Origin of the sequence: Escherichia sp. WS2035 (assembly GCF_046487065.1) — a bacterium.
Classification (GTDB): domain Bacteria; phylum Pseudomonadota; class Gammaproteobacteria; order Enterobacterales; family Enterobacteriaceae; genus Escherichia; species Escherichia coli.
This window is the reverse complement of sequence record NZ_JBJQKD010000007.1, coordinates 182,740-198,082: the sequence shown is the minus strand read 5'-3', so window position 1 is coordinate 198,082 and position 15,343 is coordinate 182,740. Positions and strand designations below refer to the sequence as shown.

General features: G+C 51.0%; 17 protein-coding genes and 1 pseudogene. 7 read left to right on the top strand and 11 right to left on the bottom strand.

The annotated features are described in order from the left end of the window. From ACJHX4_RS13980 to pspA, 11 genes are all read right to left on the bottom strand, one after another. Positions 1–789 (bottom strand): sugar phosphate isomerase/epimerase family protein, encoded by a 789-nt coding sequence (locus ACJHX4_RS13980; protein ID WP_000690259.1) that lies wholly within the window; start codon positions 787–789, stop codon positions 1–3. Between the two features lie 17 nt (positions 790–806). Further along, entirely contained in the window at positions 807–1,859 is a 1,053-nt protein-coding gene (locus tag ACJHX4_RS13975) for a zinc-dependent alcohol dehydrogenase (RefSeq protein WP_000737372.1), read from the bottom strand. A 30-nt stretch (positions 1,860–1,889) separates the two neighbouring features. Continuing rightward, positions 1,890–2,732, bottom strand: coding sequence for a carbohydrate ABC transporter permease (locus ACJHX4_RS13970; protein WP_000224675.1), 843 nt, complete (start codon positions 2,730–2,732; stop codon positions 1,890–1,892). After that, positions 2,719–3,600 carry a carbohydrate ABC transporter permease gene (locus tag ACJHX4_RS13965; RefSeq protein ID WP_001080790.1) on the bottom strand — a complete coding sequence of 294 codons (882 nt, stop codon included), beginning with the start codon at positions 3,598–3,600 and terminating at the stop codon, positions 2,719–2,721. The genes ACJHX4_RS13970 and ACJHX4_RS13965 overlap by 14 nt, the downstream gene beginning before the upstream one ends. A gap of 20 nt (positions 3,601–3,620) precedes the next feature. After that, positions 3,621–4,913 (bottom strand): ABC transporter substrate-binding protein, encoded by a 1,293-nt coding sequence (locus ACJHX4_RS13960; protein ID WP_000597412.1) that lies wholly within the window; start codon positions 4,911–4,913, stop codon positions 3,621–3,623. A gap of 13 nt (positions 4,914–4,926) precedes the next feature. Continuing rightward, a complete protein-coding gene (ycjM, locus tag ACJHX4_RS13955; protein WP_001296038.1) occupies positions 4,927–6,606 on the bottom strand; it encodes a glucosylglycerate phosphorylase in 1,680 nt (559 codons plus the stop codon). Between the two features lie 210 nt (positions 6,607–6,816). Then, positions 6,817–7,131, bottom strand: a complete 315-nt coding sequence (pspE, locus tag ACJHX4_RS13950; RefSeq protein ID WP_000473128.1) for a thiosulfate sulfurtransferase PspE — start codon at positions 7,129–7,131, stop codon at positions 6,817–6,819. Between the two features lie 74 nt (positions 7,132–7,205). Continuing rightward, a complete protein-coding gene (pspD, locus tag ACJHX4_RS13945) occupies positions 7,206–7,427 on the bottom strand; it encodes a phage shock protein PspD (RefSeq protein WP_001295585.1) in 222 nt (73 codons plus the stop codon). An 8-nt stretch (positions 7,428–7,435) separates the two neighbouring features. Next, a complete protein-coding gene (gene pspC, locus ACJHX4_RS13940) occupies positions 7,436–7,795 on the bottom strand; it encodes an envelope stress response membrane protein PspC (RefSeq protein WP_000907387.1) in 360 nt (119 codons plus the stop codon). Then, the gene (pspB, locus tag ACJHX4_RS13935; protein ID WP_001274963.1) at positions 7,795–8,019 is read right to left on the bottom strand and encodes an envelope stress response membrane protein PspB; all 225 of its coding nucleotides are present in this window, start codon (positions 8,017–8,019) and stop codon (positions 7,795–7,797) included. Before pspB ends, pspC begins: the two co-directional genes overlap by 1 nt. A gap of 53 nt (positions 8,020–8,072) precedes the next feature. Next, entirely contained in the window at positions 8,073–8,741 is a 669-nt protein-coding gene (gene pspA / locus ACJHX4_RS13930) for a phage shock protein PspA (protein ID WP_000511017.1), read from the bottom strand. 166 nt (positions 8,742–8,907) lie between these two features. On the opposite strand from pspA, the gene pspF reads away from it, so the two are divergent. The 7 genes and pseudogenes from pspF (at position 8,908) to sapD (ending at position 15,342) form a co-directional block, all read left to right on the top strand. Continuing rightward, a complete protein-coding gene (pspF, locus tag ACJHX4_RS13925) occupies positions 8,908–9,885 on the top strand; it encodes a phage shock protein operon transcriptional activator (RefSeq protein WP_001296037.1) in 978 nt (325 codons plus the stop codon). A 183-nt stretch (positions 9,886–10,068) separates the two neighbouring features. Next, positions 10,069–10,176 (top strand): annotated as a pseudogene (locus tag ACJHX4_RS13920) (hypothetical protein); the annotation flags it as partial. A gap of 133 nt (positions 10,177–10,309) precedes the next feature. After that, complete coding sequence (locus ACJHX4_RS13915) at positions 10,310–10,555, top strand: YmjA family protein (RefSeq protein ID WP_001015113.1); 246 nt, start codon at positions 10,310–10,312, stop codon at positions 10,553–10,555. A 312-nt stretch (positions 10,556–10,867) separates the two neighbouring features. Beyond that, entirely contained in the window at positions 10,868–12,511 is a 1,644-nt protein-coding gene (gene sapA / locus ACJHX4_RS13910; RefSeq protein ID WP_001250202.1) for an ABC transporter substrate-binding protein SapA, read from the top strand. Continuing rightward, positions 12,508–13,473, top strand: a complete 966-nt coding sequence (gene sapB / locus ACJHX4_RS13905; protein ID WP_000583271.1) for a putrescine export ABC transporter permease SapB — start codon at positions 12,508–12,510, stop codon at positions 13,471–13,473. The genes sapA and sapB overlap by 4 nt, the downstream gene beginning before the upstream one ends. Further along, a complete protein-coding gene (gene sapC, locus ACJHX4_RS13900; protein ID WP_001146163.1) occupies positions 13,460–14,350 on the top strand; it encodes a peptide ABC transporter permease SapC in 891 nt (296 codons plus the stop codon). Before sapB ends, sapC begins: the two co-directional genes overlap by 14 nt. Next, on the top strand, positions 14,350–15,342 hold the full coding sequence (gene sapD / locus ACJHX4_RS13895) for a peptide ABC transporter ATP-binding protein SapD (RefSeq protein ID WP_001128858.1): 993 nt from the start codon (positions 14,350–14,352) through the stop codon (positions 15,340–15,342). The genes sapC and sapD overlap by 1 nt, the downstream gene beginning before the upstream one ends. The last annotated feature ends 1 nt before the right edge of the window (position 15,343 follow it).

Below are 15,343 nucleotides of genomic sequence, written 5' to 3'. Positions count from 1 at the left end.
TTAGCAGGTGCGCAACCAGGCCAACGAATCACGGTACGCCTGGGCAGGAGCTTCTGCCCGGATACGCCCTTCATACACCACATAACCCTGATAGTTATCGGCGCGCAGCTGTTCAAACAGCGCGTGGAAATCGAGGGTGCCGCTGCCCGGCTGGTAACGATGGTTATCGGCAATATGCACATGACCGAGCAAGTCGCGGTGGTCATGCAGCGCCTGCGCCAGGTTATCTTCTTCGATGTTCATGTGATAGAAATCGCCGATAATCTGCACATGTTTAAGATCGTTTTCGACGATGTAACGGCGGGCATCGGCGAGAGTATTGATCATATGATCCTGATAACGGTTTAACGGTTCGAGATACACCACGGTTCCGGTACGCGCGGCGACCTGTTCCAGTACGCGCAGGGAATCACTCACCATTTTGCGGTCGCCGTCCAGGCTGCGCGGCGAGGTCATCGGCGGTAAACGGAAGGTAAACATGCCCCATGCAGCAGGAACGACGATACCTTTACCGCCCACTTCTGCCAGCGCTTCGAGAATGCGTTCGATCTGCTTTAAGCCATTAAGACGACGCTCTTCGATAAAATCACCAATCCAGCCGTCATAGCCGCCGCAGGCAGTGGTCACCGGTAAACCGGTTTCTTTGATCGCCGCTTTGACTTCTTCGATGTTGTTGACCAGCAGTTTGCCGTCAATCTCAAAACCATCGAAGCCCATCTCTTTGATGTAACGAAATTTCTCCAGAATATTTCCCGGAAAGAATGCCTGATTCTGTGTGCCTATTTTCATTTTTTCATTCCTTTGAATTAAAACGTAACGCCCATTTTGATGCTCTGTTCCGGATGCTGATCGACATACTGCATGTAGCTTTCCGGGCTGTTGGCAAAGGTCACTACCGGGTCGATTAAATCTTCGCAATTGAGATAACCGTTCATCAGCAGTTCCCAGCAGGTTTCTTCAATACGCTTACGGCTCCAGCGCGGATAATCCGGGTTCGGTTCGCTGCACGCGCGGGAGAAAACAATTTTGGCGTTATTGAAATGCGCTTCGCGTCCGAGGTTAAAACCTTCAGCAAATGGTTTGGCAAACGCGACATAGGAGATGGTGCCGCCGTAGGCCAGACCGCGGAGCGCCGACTGCAGCGCGTCGGCGTAGCCGCTGGTTTCGATAATCACATCGGCACCCTGCTTGCCGGTCAGCGTTTTGATCTCTTTACCTACGTCAGCGCCAATGGGGTTAAGACAGAAATCCGCACCGTGGCGACGGGCAATATCACAGCGATGAGCGATAGGATCGACACCAATCACCACCGACGCGCCAGCGCGTTTTGCCAGTTGAATGGCAATTTGACCAATCGCGCCAAGCCCTACCACCACCACAAAATCGCCCACGCGCACGTTGGCATCGCGCACGCCGCTCATGGCAAACTGCGCCGGGTCGTAACAGACGGCGTTTTTCCAGGAGCTGCCTTGCGGCATTTTGCGCAGCTTGTAGTTATTCACTGCGTTAATGATGACCGTCTCGGAGAGCGGGCCGTAGCCGCATACGCTGTCGCCCACCGCGTAGTCGTTAACGTCGCTGCCGCACTCGATAATGTCGCCAACCACCATGTTGCCAAGCTGGAACTTGCCAAACTCAATGCCGCGCGGCGCATTTGCCGGACGCGGGCTGAACATCTGCCATTCACCGTTAAAGTCTTCATCGATAAACGGACTGGCAGCGCGGAAATCGACCACTTCCGTCCCGTGCTTCGGAGCGCCGAAACGCACGCGGATCTTCACTTCATTGGCTAAAATCGCCCGCTCTTCATACTCAACCAGCGCAGCTACACGCGGTGCTGTGGCTACTAACTTTTTCATGTAAAACTCCTTGTAAAGAAATTGGTCGCTTTAGCCCTTCACGCCACCAGCGGTCAAACCACTCTTAATAAAACGTTCCGAAAGCGCATACATAATCACTACCGGTAGTGCGGTCACCAGCGAGGCCGCCATCATCCGTCCCCAGATGTAATCAGGCGTACTGAACAGCGCGTTCAGGCCCACAGGTAAGGTGAAATTGCTGGCGCTGGAAAGGAAAATCGACGCAAACAGATAGTCGTTCCACGCCACCATAAAGCAGTAGACGAATACGGATATCAGCCCGGACATTGCCAGGGGCACGGTGATACGGAAGATAATTTGCAGACGATTGAGGCCATCCATCATTGCCGCTTCTTCGATTTCATCGGGGATGGTGTCGAAGTAGCTTTTCAGCATAAACACGGCGGTAGGCAGAGTTTGCGTCACCATGGTGATAATCAGCGCCATCTCGGTGTCGTAAATGCCAAGTGCGGTGATGATTTTGAACAGCGGCACCACCAGCAAAATGCCGGAGAACATGTACACCGTGTAAAAGCTGGCGTTGATGGTCATTCGCCCTTTAAAGCGCAGGCGGGAAAGCGCGTAAGCCCCAAGAATGCCGAGAAATACCGCCACCACGGATGAAACCACCGACACCACCATGCTGTTACGGAAGTAGTCGACAAACGGGAAAATCACCGGATTAAAAATGTCGACGTAATGCTCCAGCGTCCACTGCTGTGGCAGCAACGTAGGATGCAGCGAGATCGCCTCTTTTGCGCTCTTGAACGAGGTCATCAGCATCACAAAAAATGGAAACAGCGTGATGATGAGAAACAGCGCCAGCCCGCAGTAAAAACCGATTCGACTGAGTGTGCGTTTATTTGTTGCCATTGAGGTTCACCCGTTTCCTGGTCAGCAGAATGACAGCGAAAATAATGATGAAAAGCACCACCGAGATCGCCGCCGCTTTCCCTAAGTCATTAAAGGCAAAGGCGGTTTTGTAGAGATAGACACCGAGAATATCGACCTTGGTCGTCAGCAGATAAACATCCGCGAACATGTAGAACATCCAGATAGTGCGCAGGGTCACCACCGTCGCCAGAACCGGCATAATCGCGGGCAGCGTGACGATGCGAAACCGTTGCCAGGCATTCGCGCCATCCATCTCTGCCGCTTCGTACAGCGATTTGTCGATGGTCTGCAAAATCGCCAGAAACGAGATAAAGGCATACGGGAAGTAGCGCCAGATGGCGAACAGCACCACCAGCACAAAACTACTGCCCGGGTTATCGAACCACAGCGGCGCCTGCTCATAGAGATGCAGAAGATCGACGCCGAGGTAGTTCACAATGCCGTAGCCGTTGTTGAACATGTATTTCCAGGCGAACACCAGCGAAATAGACGGCGTTACGTAGGAAAGGATCACCAGCGAACGCGCGGTTTTGCGCAGGCGGAACTCGCGGTTGAAAAACATCGCCACGGCCAGCCCGAGCACGGTGCTGCCCGCCACCACAAGCGCGGTATACCAGACCGTCATCCACAGCGAGTGCCAGAAACCAGGATCGGAGAGAATGCGCACATAGTTACTCACCCCAACAAACGTTGACTCGATGTTGGGATTAAGCGGCAGACGTAAAAAACTGATTTCGATATTCGACACCATCGGCCACGCCACCAGACCGCCCAGCAGTAATAAGCTGGGCGCGAGAAGCAACAGCGCAAAGGGCATATCGGAACGACCTGAAAAAAGCCTGTTCATTGCGGATTCCTGTCCTGGGTTTAGCGCTGTTCGACCAACTCATCCAGCTTTTTCTGGCTCGCTTGCAGCGTGCCAGGGAGGTCGGCTTTACCCACGGTGACGTTATGCACCATTGAACTCACCACACCAGACCCCGTCACATCACCCATGCGGGTAAAGTTTTTATCCCCTACTGCGCCAAAGACCTGAATATTTGGCAATTCGCTGATTAGCTGATTCGGCAATTCTCCCAGCGCCTTAATAACGTCGTTGTCTTTCCAGGTGGCGGTAGTGACAACCGCTTTGTTCACCGGCAGCGCCGCGCCTGGTGACATCATCACCCAGTCGGCAATGTTGTCCGCCTGCTCCATAAAGGTGACAAATTTTTCAGCCGCTTCGGTCTCTTCAGTCTTTTGCCCGGCGGTAATGGTCAGCGAGGTCAACATGCCGTAGACCGCAGAATTTTTCTCGGTTGGCACCACGAAACCAACGTTTTTCGGATCGCCTTCTTTAATCACAGCCGGAAGGATATAGGTGGAGTAAATCGCCATCGGCGCGGTGCCGTTCATAAAAGCGTCTTTCACTTCCATGATGTCGTTAGAACCTGGCATGGTGTTGGCAGCAAGGTTGCGGTAATAGGTCAGCGCCTGCATCATCTCTGGTGTATCAAGGGTGATTTTGCCTTCGGCGTTAAAGACGTTAGCCTGATTGGATAACGCAAACTGGGAGAAAGACTGTTCCGTCAACACGCTTTCTGCTGTAGGCAGCGCAATACCGTATTTTTTATTCGCCGGGTCATTCAGTTTCTGTGCAACGTCCAGCAATTGCTGCCAGTTTTTTGGCTCCTCCAGCCCAGCTTTTGCCAGCACATCTTTGCGATACCAGATCCCGCCAATCCATGCGCTGACAGGAACACCGGTCCAGGCGCTGCCATCTTCGGTGCGCACAATCCGCAGTACGCCATCGTAGAACGCGCCTTCACCGACGTTGCTGATGACCGTGGCAACCGCTTTACGATCGATAAGCTGCTCTTTGTCCATCACTTTGGCGTAGTCATGGCTGGTTTCGATCACTTCCGGCAGCGAACCGCTACGTGAAAGGGTAATGACTTTGGTGTTATAGGCGTCTTCTTCCACGGGCACTTGTTTTACGGTGATACCTGGGTTTTCTTTTTCAAAACGGGCAATCAATTTGCTGATGACGGCCTGGCGCTCCTGCTCCACCGAAGAATGCATAAATTCGATGGATACATTATTTTTATTTTCTTCTTTACAGCCTGAAATCAGGGCGCAGGAAACCAGTGCTGATAACAGCACGATTTTTGATTTAATCATGAAATGTTCCTTTTTATTTAATCCACATAACCTGCCAGGGATGCAGTGTTATTTCATTACCCAATATATCAACTTCACTAATCAGATCCCGACCGTGCAGGTCAGTAATATTTATATGCTGAATATTTTCGCTGACATTAAACAATCCCGTCAGGCAATCGCCATCCGCATTGCTTCTTTGAATTCGCATTACAAATGAATTAATTGCATCGATGGTGAAATTATTATCCGGATGAAACTCTTTATGACTGCGACGAAGGGTAATTAAATGCGACAACTTATAATATACCGAATACCTTAATGTCGCTTTATTGTCCAGTTCTGTCGTTATCTCTTTACTAGAGTATTTTTTACGGTTAATCGCGCGATTATATCCAAGTTTTTCGACACCGGCGTAATCATTACGCGACCCCAGAATGCTTTGAATATATATCGCTGGCACACCGGGGAAACTTAACAAAATCGCATGGGCGAGAATAAACCTGGCACACCGTTCTTCGTCGCTACACTCACGGCGGCTCAACGCATCCATATAGGTGACATTCATTTCATAGGGGCTACGCGTACCGTCGGGATTATTTTTCCAGTTTACTAATGCCCCTTCCTGCTGTAACACCTCGACCAGCGCTAATATTTCGTTTTCGGGTAACAACCCCCGCAGTGGGTTAAGCCCGATGCCATCGTGAGAGGCAAGGAAGTTAAACCAGGTGGTGTTGCTGGAAGGTAGTGTCAGGTTTTGCGCCCACGCACAAAGTGCCTCAACGTTCTGTTTTTGCACCGCATGCAGCACCAGCGGCGGCAGCGAGAACTGGTACACCATATGCGCTTCGTCATCGCCTTCGCCAAAGTAAGCAATGTTGTCTTTATGCGGAACATTGGTCTCGGTAATGATCACTGTGCCTGGCGCGACGTTATCAATAATCGAACGTAACAGTTTGATAATCAGATGTGTTTTTTCCAGATGGATGCAGTTTGTTCCCGGCTCTTTCCACATAAAGCCAACGGCATCCAGACGGACATACTCTGCGCCCTTTTCCAGGTAGCACAGCAATACATCCACCATCGCCAGCAACACTTCAGGGCTACGGTAATTGAGGTCAATTTGATCGTCGCTAAAGGTGGTCCATAAATGACGCGTTGAATGATCGCGCATCTGGAATGGCGTTAATAACGGTAACGCACGCGGGCGAGTGACGGCGCTGAGATCGGTTTTCGGATCAACGGTAATAAAAAAATCTTCAAAACCTGGCTGCTGTTGTAAATAGTTTTTAAACCATTCACTTTTTGCCGACATATGGTTGCAGACAAAATCAAACATTAAATGGCTGCATTCACCGAGTTGCTGAATATCCTGCCACTCCCCCGCTTCACTGGCGACCTGATGATAATCAATTACCGAAAATCCATCATCAGATGACCATGGATAAAAAGGTAATAAATGAACATGTGAAAAAATTCTTTGCAGCCATTGAGGGTAAAACTGATTAAATGTGGGTAGTGGCTTTAAATCATTACTGTGAAATTGATCGGCATAGGTAATTAACACGACATCACTTTCATCCCAGTGTTTTTTACGTCGCTGTGTAATTAATCGTTTCGCACTCTCAAGACGCGTTACAAGTTTCTGTAAATGAGTCGCGGTAAATGTTCCACCGTAGATTTCGTCCAGGTAATCCGTAATTTTCTGTTGCATGTTGCCTTTCCGTGGTAGCGGTCCCATGAAGCGAGAGACTACTCCGCATAAAATAAACTGTCAATTGAGCTCAAGGGGTTTAGTCACGCAGGAAATCTTTTTTTACCTGGGAAAAAGCGTATTTGTGAGCTGACGCAAATAATCTATGGGGATGTAAATAAGGTGTGACAGAAAAAAACGGCGCATAAGCGCCGCTCATGGTGAATTCTTTTAACCTTTGACCTTCGGCATTGCGATGTCTTTCAGGCCACCGGCGTTCTCAACGTGGGTATATCCCATCTCGCTAAGGATCTCTTTTGCCTGCCCTGACTGGCGTCCGGCATTGCAATACACTTTCACGGTGTCGTTTTTATCCGGAACGGCGGTAGCAATGCGCTCTTTCACTTCCTTCAGGGGAATATTGATGGCCCCCTGAACGTGCTCTTGCTGATACTGCTCTGGAACACGAACATCGATCCAGTGTTCAGCGGCGAAAACGGGCAGTGAAAACACCAGTGTCAGAGCAAGTAAGCCTTTTTTAAACATGTAAGCGTCCTTCTATGGATGAAAATTGCTATCCATTATACGCCTGAGATTTAACCATTTTTGCGAAACTCCCCTCACCTTTTATAACGCTGCGCCAGTTTATTGGCAGCCCGACTTAACAGCGGTTCCAGCGCCACAGCCAGCAACATTTTCAGCGGTCGGCGAGCAACTGATTTTATCGCCCAGCCCGCCACACCCGCCGGGCCATAGCGCAGTGCGGTAAGAAGTACCAGCTTGCCTGCTAATTTGAACCCAGGCTTCACCTTTTGCCCGGCCTGTTGCCAGCGAGTATTCATAACTTTCCTCACAGTTGACGGAAACGGCTACGCAGCGTGAAAGTGTCGGAAGTGACATAACGTTCCATCTCGCGTAAACGCGTTTCACTTGCCGCCAGTTCACGGTCGACTTCATCCAGCAATTCGCTGCTGGAAGGTAGCTGCTCACCAAAGGCCATGTTGTCCGGCATTGGATCAAGCGCAAATGACAAAATGATGTAAGCAACCAGGGTAAACAGCGCCAGACCGAAGAAAATCGACAGCACCACCAGGATACGCACCAGTTTTACTGGTACATCAAAATAGTTGGCAATCCCGGCGCAGACGCCACGGACCATGCCCTGCTGCGGAATACGCCATAATTTTTTATTGAGATTAATGCCCGCCATTAGCGATCCCTCCAGTTCGGATGTTCTGCATCAAGAATGGATTCCAGCGCCTGAATACGCTCGCGCATCCGTTTTGCTTCATCAGCCAGTTGCGCTAATCGCTGCTGCTCACTTTGTGACAATTCACTGCGACCGGAACGATTGCTGTAATGCAGCCATAACCAGATCGGTAAAACAAACAGCACAAAAATGGTTAACGGAATAGCCAGAAATAGCGCGCTCATAAGTACTCCTTAGACGATGAGCGGCGGCGCGTTCGGACGCCGCCTGGATGTTATTATTGATTGTCTTGCTTCATTTTGGCTTTTAATTGTGCCAGTTGCTCGCTGATTGCATCATCGGCTTTCAGTTCGGCAAACTGATCGTCCAGCGATTTTTGTTTACCGAAGCTGTGGCTTTCTGCTTCCGCTTCCATCTGGTCGATACGGCGTTCGAAAGATTCGAAACGAGCCATTGCTTCATCCAGTTTGCCACTGTCCAGCTGACGACGCACATCGCGCGACGAGTTTGCCGCTTGATGGCGTAACATCAATGCCTGCTGGCGAGCGCGTGTTTCGCTCAATTTGTTTTCCAGCTCGCCGATCTCTTTCTTCATACGCACTAGCGTATCGTCCACCAGCGTCACTTCATGTTCCAGGCTCTTAATCAGATCGGTCAGTTTCTGTTTTTCAATTAACGCCGCACGCGCCAGATCCTCTCTCTCTTTCAGCAGTGCCAGTTCCGCTTTTTCCTGCCATTCAATTTCACGAGCCGACGCTTGTTCAATACGGCGAGTCAGCTGTTTCTTTTCTGCCAGCGCACGCGCCGAAGTAGAACGTACTTCAACCAATGTATCTTCCATCTCCTGGATCATCAGACGCACCAGTTTCTGTGGATCTTCCGCTTTCTCTAACAGAGCGTTGATGTTGGCATTCACGATGTCGGCAAAGCGAGAAAAAATACCCATAATGTTGTCCTCTTGATTTCTGCGTTCAGGATTGTCCTGCTGAACTGTTAATACAATTTGCGTGCCAATTTTTTATCTTTTTGATTTATAAAGATCTGATTGAAGAATCAACAGCAACATGCCAGGATGAATTAGCGAATTACACTAACAAGTGGCGAATTTCATCATGGCAGAATACAAAGATAATTTACTCGGTGAGGCGAACAGCTTTCTCGAAGTGCTGGAACAGGTTTCGCATCTCGCACCGCTGGACAAACCGGTGCTCATCATCGGCGAGCGCGGCACCGGTAAAGAGCTGATTGCCAGCCGTCTGCATTATCTCTCCTCCCGTTGGCAAGGGCCGTTTATTTCCCTTAACTGCGCGGCGTTAAATGAAAATTTGCTGGATTCCGAACTGTTTGGTCACGAAGCGGGGGCGTTTACCGGTGCGCAAAAACGTCATCCAGGGAGATTTGAACGTGCCGACGGCGGTACGCTATTTCTTGATGAACTCGCTACGGCACCGATGATGGTGCAGGAAAAATTATTGCGTGTGATTGAGTACGGTGAACTGGAGCGCGTCGGCGGCAGCCAGCCATTGCAGGTGAATGTGCGGTTGGTATGCGCGACGAATGCCGATCTCCCGGCAATGGTCAATGAAGGGACTTTTCGCGCTGACCTGCTCGACCGACTAGCGTTCGATGTTGTGCAACTGCCGCCACTACGCGAACGTGAAAGCGACATTATGTTGATGGCAGAACACTTTGCCATCCAGATGTGTCGGGAAATCAAGCTGCCTCTGTTCCCGGGTTTTACCGAGCACGCCAGAGAAACATTGCTGAATTATCGCTGGCCGGGAAATATACGTGAATTGAAAAACGTGGTGGAACGTTCAGTGTATCGCCACGGCACCAGCGATTATCCGCTTGATGACATCATTATTGATCCCTTTAAACGCCGTCCATCTGAAGAAGCCATCGCCGTTTCAGAAAACACCTCGCTTCCGACGCTGCCGCTGGATTTACGCGAGTTTCAGATGCAGCAGGAAAAAGAACTGCTTCAGGTCAGCTTGGAACAAGGGAAGTATAACCAGAAGCGCGCCGCTGAATTGCTGGGGTTAACCTATCATCAGTTCCGCGCGTTGCTGAAAAAGCACCAGCTTTAGCATTTCGACAATGCAACTTGCCGGGTGTGCCGTGAACGCCTTATCAGGCCTACAAAATCAATACGTCGTTTGCAGGCCTGATAAGCGCTGCGCATCAGGCATTATTGCGTTAACCCTGCTTCTGCGTATTAATCTCTCAGCGCATCCTGCAAAATTTTCATTGCCGCATCGAATTGCGCAACCGGGATGGTATGGGCTTCGTTAGGCGGCGCATATTTGTGGTATTTGATCCGCCGCTATCGCAAAGTGCCATTGTATGATGGCGACAGAACGCCGGTGAGCGAAACGTAATAGTCGAATGCGCGGCGCATTATCCTGCCTGAGGGTAATGCACCGCGCCATTAACTATAAAAATATGTATGACCCGGATCACGAGTGCTATCATCCGCCCTTATGCTTAGCGCATTAACCCCAGGGGCAAATAATGAACCACGATATCCCGCTAAAATATTATGATATTGCCGATGAGTACGCGACCGAATGCGCAGAGCCTGTCGCAGACGCTGAACGCACACCGCTGGCCCACTACTTCCAGTTACTGCTCACCCGTTTGATGAACAATGAAGAGATCAGTGAAGAAGCCCAACATGAAATGGCTGCTGAAGCGGGGATTAATCCCGTACGCATTGATGAGATCGCAGAGTTTTTGAATCAATGGGGTAATGAGTAATTATTTAATTGCAGACTATCGGTCAGTATCGTTGCCCGGATAAAGCGTTCGCGCCGCATCCGGCTAAAAATGACACGCACTGCAGCGTGCTTTAATGGGTTTCTCACGATCGTACCGCTCTGCTCCTCGCTAAGTTGTTCTGTGAGTTATAGTTATAAAGAAATCACGGGTACGAATGTTGAACTGATGGCGACGCCACCTGTTCAATGACCAACCACACGGCCCTCATTATTACCTCTGAACACAAACGGTAATGGCAAATGTCATTAAATATTAGTAAGATAGCCTCTTTACATAAAATCCCTTAATATTATGCGCCAGGTATTATCGTCTCTTTTGGTGATTGCTGGACTTGTGAGTGGTCAGGCAATCGCCGCGCCTGAATCCCCCCCGCATGCTGATATCCGCGACAGCGGTTTTGTCTATTGCGTCAGCGGGCAAGTCAACACCTTTAACCCATCCAAAGCGAGCAGTGGGTTAATTGTCGATACCCTTGCCGCCCAGTTTTATGATCGACTGCTGGATGTCGATCCCTATACCTATCGTCTGATGCCGGAACTTGCCGAAAGCTGGGAAGTACTCGACAACGGCGCAACCTATCGCTTCCACCTGCGTCGCGATGTTCCGTTTCAAAAAACCGACTGGTTTACTCCCACTCGTAAAATGAATGCCGACGATGTGGTTTTTACCTTCCAGCGAATTTTTGACCGCAACAACCCGTGGCATAACGTTAATGGCAGCAACTTCCCCTACTTCGACAGCCTGCAATTTGCCGATAACGTGAAAAGCGTCCGCAAACTGGATAATCATACCGTTGAGTTCCGTCTGGCTCAGCCGGATGCTTCTTTTTTGTGGCACCTCGCGACCCATTATGCTTCGGTCATGTCGGCAGAATATGCAGGGAAGTTAGAGAAAGAAGATCGCCAGGAGCAACTCGACCGTCAACCGGTCGGCACCGGTCCGTATCAGTTGTCGGAATACCGCGCCGGGCAATATATTCGCTTACAACGTCATGATGATTTCTGGCGTGGTAAGCCGTTGATGCCACAAGTGGTGGTGGATTTAGGCTCTGGCGGTACAGGACGATTGTCGAAACTCCTGACCGGGGAGTGCGACGTTCTGGCCTGGCCTGCTGCCAGTCAGCTATCCATTTTGCGTGACGACCCACGCTTGCGTTTAACGCTGCGTCCTGGGATGAACGTCGCCTATCTGGCATTCAACACCGCCAAACCGCCGCTAAATAATCCCGCTGTCCGCCATGCGCTGGCACTGGCAATTAATAACCAGCGCCTGATGCAATCCATCTATTATGGTACGGCTGAAACAGCGGCCTCTATTTTACCGCGCGCCTCGTGGGCCTATGACAACGAGGCTAAAATTACTGAATACAATCCGGCAAAATCGCGCGAACAGTTGAAGGCGTTGGGGCTGGAAAACTTAACGCTGAAACTGTGGGTGCCCACACGTTCGCAGGCGTGGAACCCCAGTCCACTGAAAACCGCCGAACTGATTCAGGCGGATATGGCACAGGTTGGCGTAAAAGTGGTGATTGTGCCGGTAGAAGGTCGTTTTCAGGAGGCGCGGTTGATGGATATGAGCCATGATCTGACGTTATCCGGTTGGGCGACGGACAGTAACGACCCGGACAGTTTCTTCCGTCCGTTACTGAGCTGCGCGGCAATTCATTCGCAGACCAACCTCGCCCACTGGTGCGATCCGAAATTCGACAGCGTGTTGCGTAAGGCGCTCTCCTCGCAGCAGCTGGCGGCGCGTATTGAAGCCTATGACGAAGCGCAAAGTATTCTGGCGCAGGAATTACCTATTCTGCCGCTGGCGTCGTCATTGCGTTTGCAGGCCTATCGGTACGATATCAAAGGTCTGGTACTTAGCCCGTTTGGTAACGCCTCCTTTGCTGGGGTGTATCGCGAGAAACAGGATGAGGTGAAAAAGCCATGATTATCTTCACCTTACGCCGTATTTTGTTATTGATTGTGACCTTGTTCCTGCTGACCTTCGTTGGCTTCAGCTTGAGCTATTTCACCCCACATGCGCCGTTACAAGGCGCGTCACTGTGGAATGCCTGGGTGTTCTGGTTTAATGGCCTGATCCACTGGGATTTTGGTGTTTCCAGCATTAACGGTCAACCGATTGCCGAACAGTTAAAAGAGGTCTTCCCGGCAACGATGGAACTGTGCATCCTCGCCTTCGGTTTTGCGCTGATTGTTGGCATCCCCGTGGGGATGATTGCCGGGATTACGCGCCATAAGTGGCAGGATAACTTGATCAACGCCATCGCCTTACTGGGCTTTTCAATCCCGGTGTTCTGGCTGGCGCTTCTGTTGACGCTGTTTTGTTCACTCACGCTAGGTTGGTTGCCCGTTTCAGGGCGTTTCGATCTGCTCTACGAAGTGAAACCGATTACCGGTTTTGCGTTGATTGATGCCTGGCTTTCGGACTCACCGTGGCGGGATGAAATGATCATTAGCGCAATCCGCCATATGGTATTGCCCGTGATCACCCTGTCGGTTGCGCCAACAACTGAAGTGATCCGACTGATGCGTATCAGCACTATCGAAGTGTATGACCAGAACTATGTTAAAGCAGCGGCGACCCGCGGTTTGTCGCGCTTTACTATTTTGCGTCGCCACGTTCTGCATAACGCGTTACCTCCGGTTATTCCTCGCCTGGGCTTACAGTTTTCCACCATGCTGACGCTGGCGATGATCACCGAAATGGTTTTTAGCTGGCCGGGTTTAGGGCGCTGGTTAATTAACGCCATCCGCCAGCAGGATTACGCAGCCATTTCCGCCGGAGTGATGGTGTGTGGCTCACTGGTCATTATTGTTAACGTGATTTCTGATATTTTGGGTGCCATGGCTAACCCTCTGAAACATAAGGAATGGTATGCCTTACGATAGCGTATACAGCGAAAAGCGCCCGCCGGGCACGCTGCGTACCGCCTGGCGCAAATTTTATAGTGACGCCTCTGCGATGGTCGGCCTGTACGGCTGCGCGGGGCTGGCTGTACTGTGTATTTTTGGCGGCTGGTTTGCGCCTTACGGCATCGACCAGCAATTTCTCGGTTATCAATTATTGCCGCCGTCATGGTCGCGCTATGGCGAAGTTTCTTTCTTCCTGGGGACTGACGACCTCGGACGCGATGTTTTAAGCCGTTTACTGAGCGGAGCTGCGCCAACCGTAGGTGGCGCATTTGTGGTGACGCTTGCCGCGACGATCTGTGGCCTGGTACTGGGCACCTTCGCCGGGGCGACCCACGGCCTACGCTCAGCGGTGCTTAACCATATTCTGGATACCTTACTGGCGATCCCTTCGCTGCTGCTGGCAATTATCGTTGTAGCGTTTGCCGGACCGAGTTTGTCTCACGCCATGTTTGCTGTCTGGCTGGCGCTGCTGCCACGTATGGTACGTTCGATTTACAGCATGGTGCATGACGAACTGGAAAAAGAGTACGTTATCGCCGCCCGTCTGGATGGCGCATCAACGCTGAATATTCTCTGGTTTGCTGTGATGCCCAACATCACCGCCGGGCTGGTCACCGAGATCACCCGCGCACTGTCGATGGCAATTCTCGATATCGCCGCGCTGGGCTTTCTCGATCTCGGCGCACAACTGCCCTCGCCTGAATGGGGAGCGATGCTCGGTGATGCGCTGGAACTGATTTATGTCGCCCCGTGGACTGTCATGCTGCCTGGTGCGGCGATTATGATTAGCGTGCTGTTGGTTAACCTCCTTGGCGACGGTGTCCGTCGTGCAATTATTGCGGGGGTGGAATAATGCCATTACTCGATATTCGTAACCTGACCATTGAATTTAAAACCGGTGATGAGTGGGTTAAAGCCGTCGACCGCGTAAGTATGACCTTAACCGAAGGTGAAATCCGCGGTCTTGTTGGCGAATCCGGTTCCGGTAAAAGTTTGATTGCGAAAGCGATTTGTGGGGTGAATAAAGATAACTGGCGTGTTACTGCTGACCGTATGCGTTTTGATGATATCGATTTGCTGCGTCTCTCCGCACGCGAACGGCGCAAGCTGGTTGGTCACAACGTGTCGATGATTTTCCAGGAACCGCAGTCGTGTCTTGACCCTTCAGAACGTGTGGGTCGCCAGTTGATGCAAAACATCCCAGCCTGGACCTATAAAGGCCGTTGGTGGCAGCGTTTTGGCTGGCGCAAACGCCGTGCCATTGAACTGCTGCACCGCGTGGGGATTAAAGATCACAAAGATGCGATGCGCAGTTTTCCCTATGAGTTGACCGAAGGCGAATGTCAGAAAGTGATGATAGCCATTGCACTGGCGAATCAACCGCGTCTGCTGATTGCTGACGAACCGACAAACTCAATGGAGCCAACAACCCAGGCGCAAATCTTTCGCCTCCTGACGCGTCTCAACCAAAACAGCAATACCACTATTTTGCTTATCAGCCATGACTTACAAATGCTTAGCCAATGGGCGGATAAAATTAACGTGCTTTACTGCGGTCAAACGGTGGAAACCGCGCCGAGTAAGGAGTTGGTGACGATGCCACACCATCCTTATACCCAGGCGCTGATCCGCGCGATACCAGACTTCGGCAGCGCGATGCCGCATAAAAGTCGCCTCAATACGCTGCCCGGCGCTATCCCGCTACTGGAACAGTTACCGATTGGTTGTCGTCTGGGGCCACGTTGCCCGTATGCACAACGAGAATGCATTGTGACGCCACGTTTGACGGGGGCGAAAAATCATCTCTATGCCTGTCATTTCCCACTGAACATGGAGAAAGAGTGAG

Excerpts from the sequence above, each read along its gene's own strand:
- pspD (WP_001295585.1), bottom strand. The coding sequence starts at position 7,427 with ATGAATACTCGCTGGCAACAGGCCGGGCAAAAGGTGAAGCCTGGGTTC.
- sapB (WP_000583271.1), top strand. The coding sequence starts at position 12,508 with ATGATTATCTTCACCTTACGCCGTATTTTGTTATTGATTGTGACCTTG.
- pspA (WP_000511017.1), bottom strand. The coding sequence starts at position 8,741 with ATGGGTATTTTTTCTCGCTTTGCCGACATCGTGAATGCCAACATCAAC.
- pspE (WP_000473128.1), bottom strand. The coding sequence starts at position 7,131 with ATGTTTAAAAAAGGCTTACTTGCTCTGACACTGGTGTTTTCACTGCCC.
- pspC (WP_000907387.1), bottom strand. The coding sequence starts at position 7,795 with ATGGCGGGCATTAATCTCAATAAAAAATTATGGCGTATTCCGCAGCAG.
- ACJHX4_RS13915 (WP_001015113.1), top strand. The coding sequence starts at position 10,310 with ATGAACCACGATATCCCGCTAAAATATTATGATATTGCCGATGAGTAC.
- ycjM (WP_001296038.1), bottom strand. The coding sequence starts at position 6,606 with ATGCAACAGAAAATTACGGATTACCTGGACGAAATCTACGGTGGAACA.
- pspF (WP_001296037.1), top strand. The coding sequence starts at position 8,908 with ATGGCAGAATACAAAGATAATTTACTCGGTGAGGCGAACAGCTTTCTC.
- ACJHX4_RS13960 (WP_000597412.1), bottom strand. The coding sequence starts at position 4,913 with ATGATTAAATCAAAAATCGTGCTGTTATCAGCACTGGTTTCCTGCGCC.
- ACJHX4_RS13980 (WP_000690259.1), bottom strand. The coding sequence starts at position 789 with ATGAAAATAGGCACACAGAATCAGGCATTCTTTCCGGGAAATATTCTG.
- pspB (WP_001274963.1), bottom strand. The coding sequence starts at position 8,019 with ATGAGCGCGCTATTTCTGGCTATTCCGTTAACCATTTTTGTGCTGTTT.
- ACJHX4_RS13975 (WP_000737372.1), bottom strand. The coding sequence starts at position 1,859 with ATGAAAAAGTTAGTAGCCACAGCACCGCGTGTAGCTGCGCTGGTTGAG.
- sapD (WP_001128858.1), top strand. The coding sequence starts at position 14,350 with ATGCCATTACTCGATATTCGTAACCTGACCATTGAATTTAAAACCGGT.
- sapC (WP_001146163.1), top strand. The coding sequence starts at position 13,460 with ATGCCTTACGATAGCGTATACAGCGAAAAGCGCCCGCCGGGCACGCTG.
- ACJHX4_RS13970 (WP_000224675.1), bottom strand. The coding sequence starts at position 2,732 with ATGGCAACAAATAAACGCACACTCAGTCGAATCGGTTTTTACTGCGGG.
- sapA (WP_001250202.1), top strand. The coding sequence starts at position 10,868 with ATGCGCCAGGTATTATCGTCTCTTTTGGTGATTGCTGGACTTGTGAGT.
- ACJHX4_RS13965 (WP_001080790.1), bottom strand. The coding sequence starts at position 3,600 with ATGAACAGGCTTTTTTCAGGTCGTTCCGATATGCCCTTTGCGCTGTTG.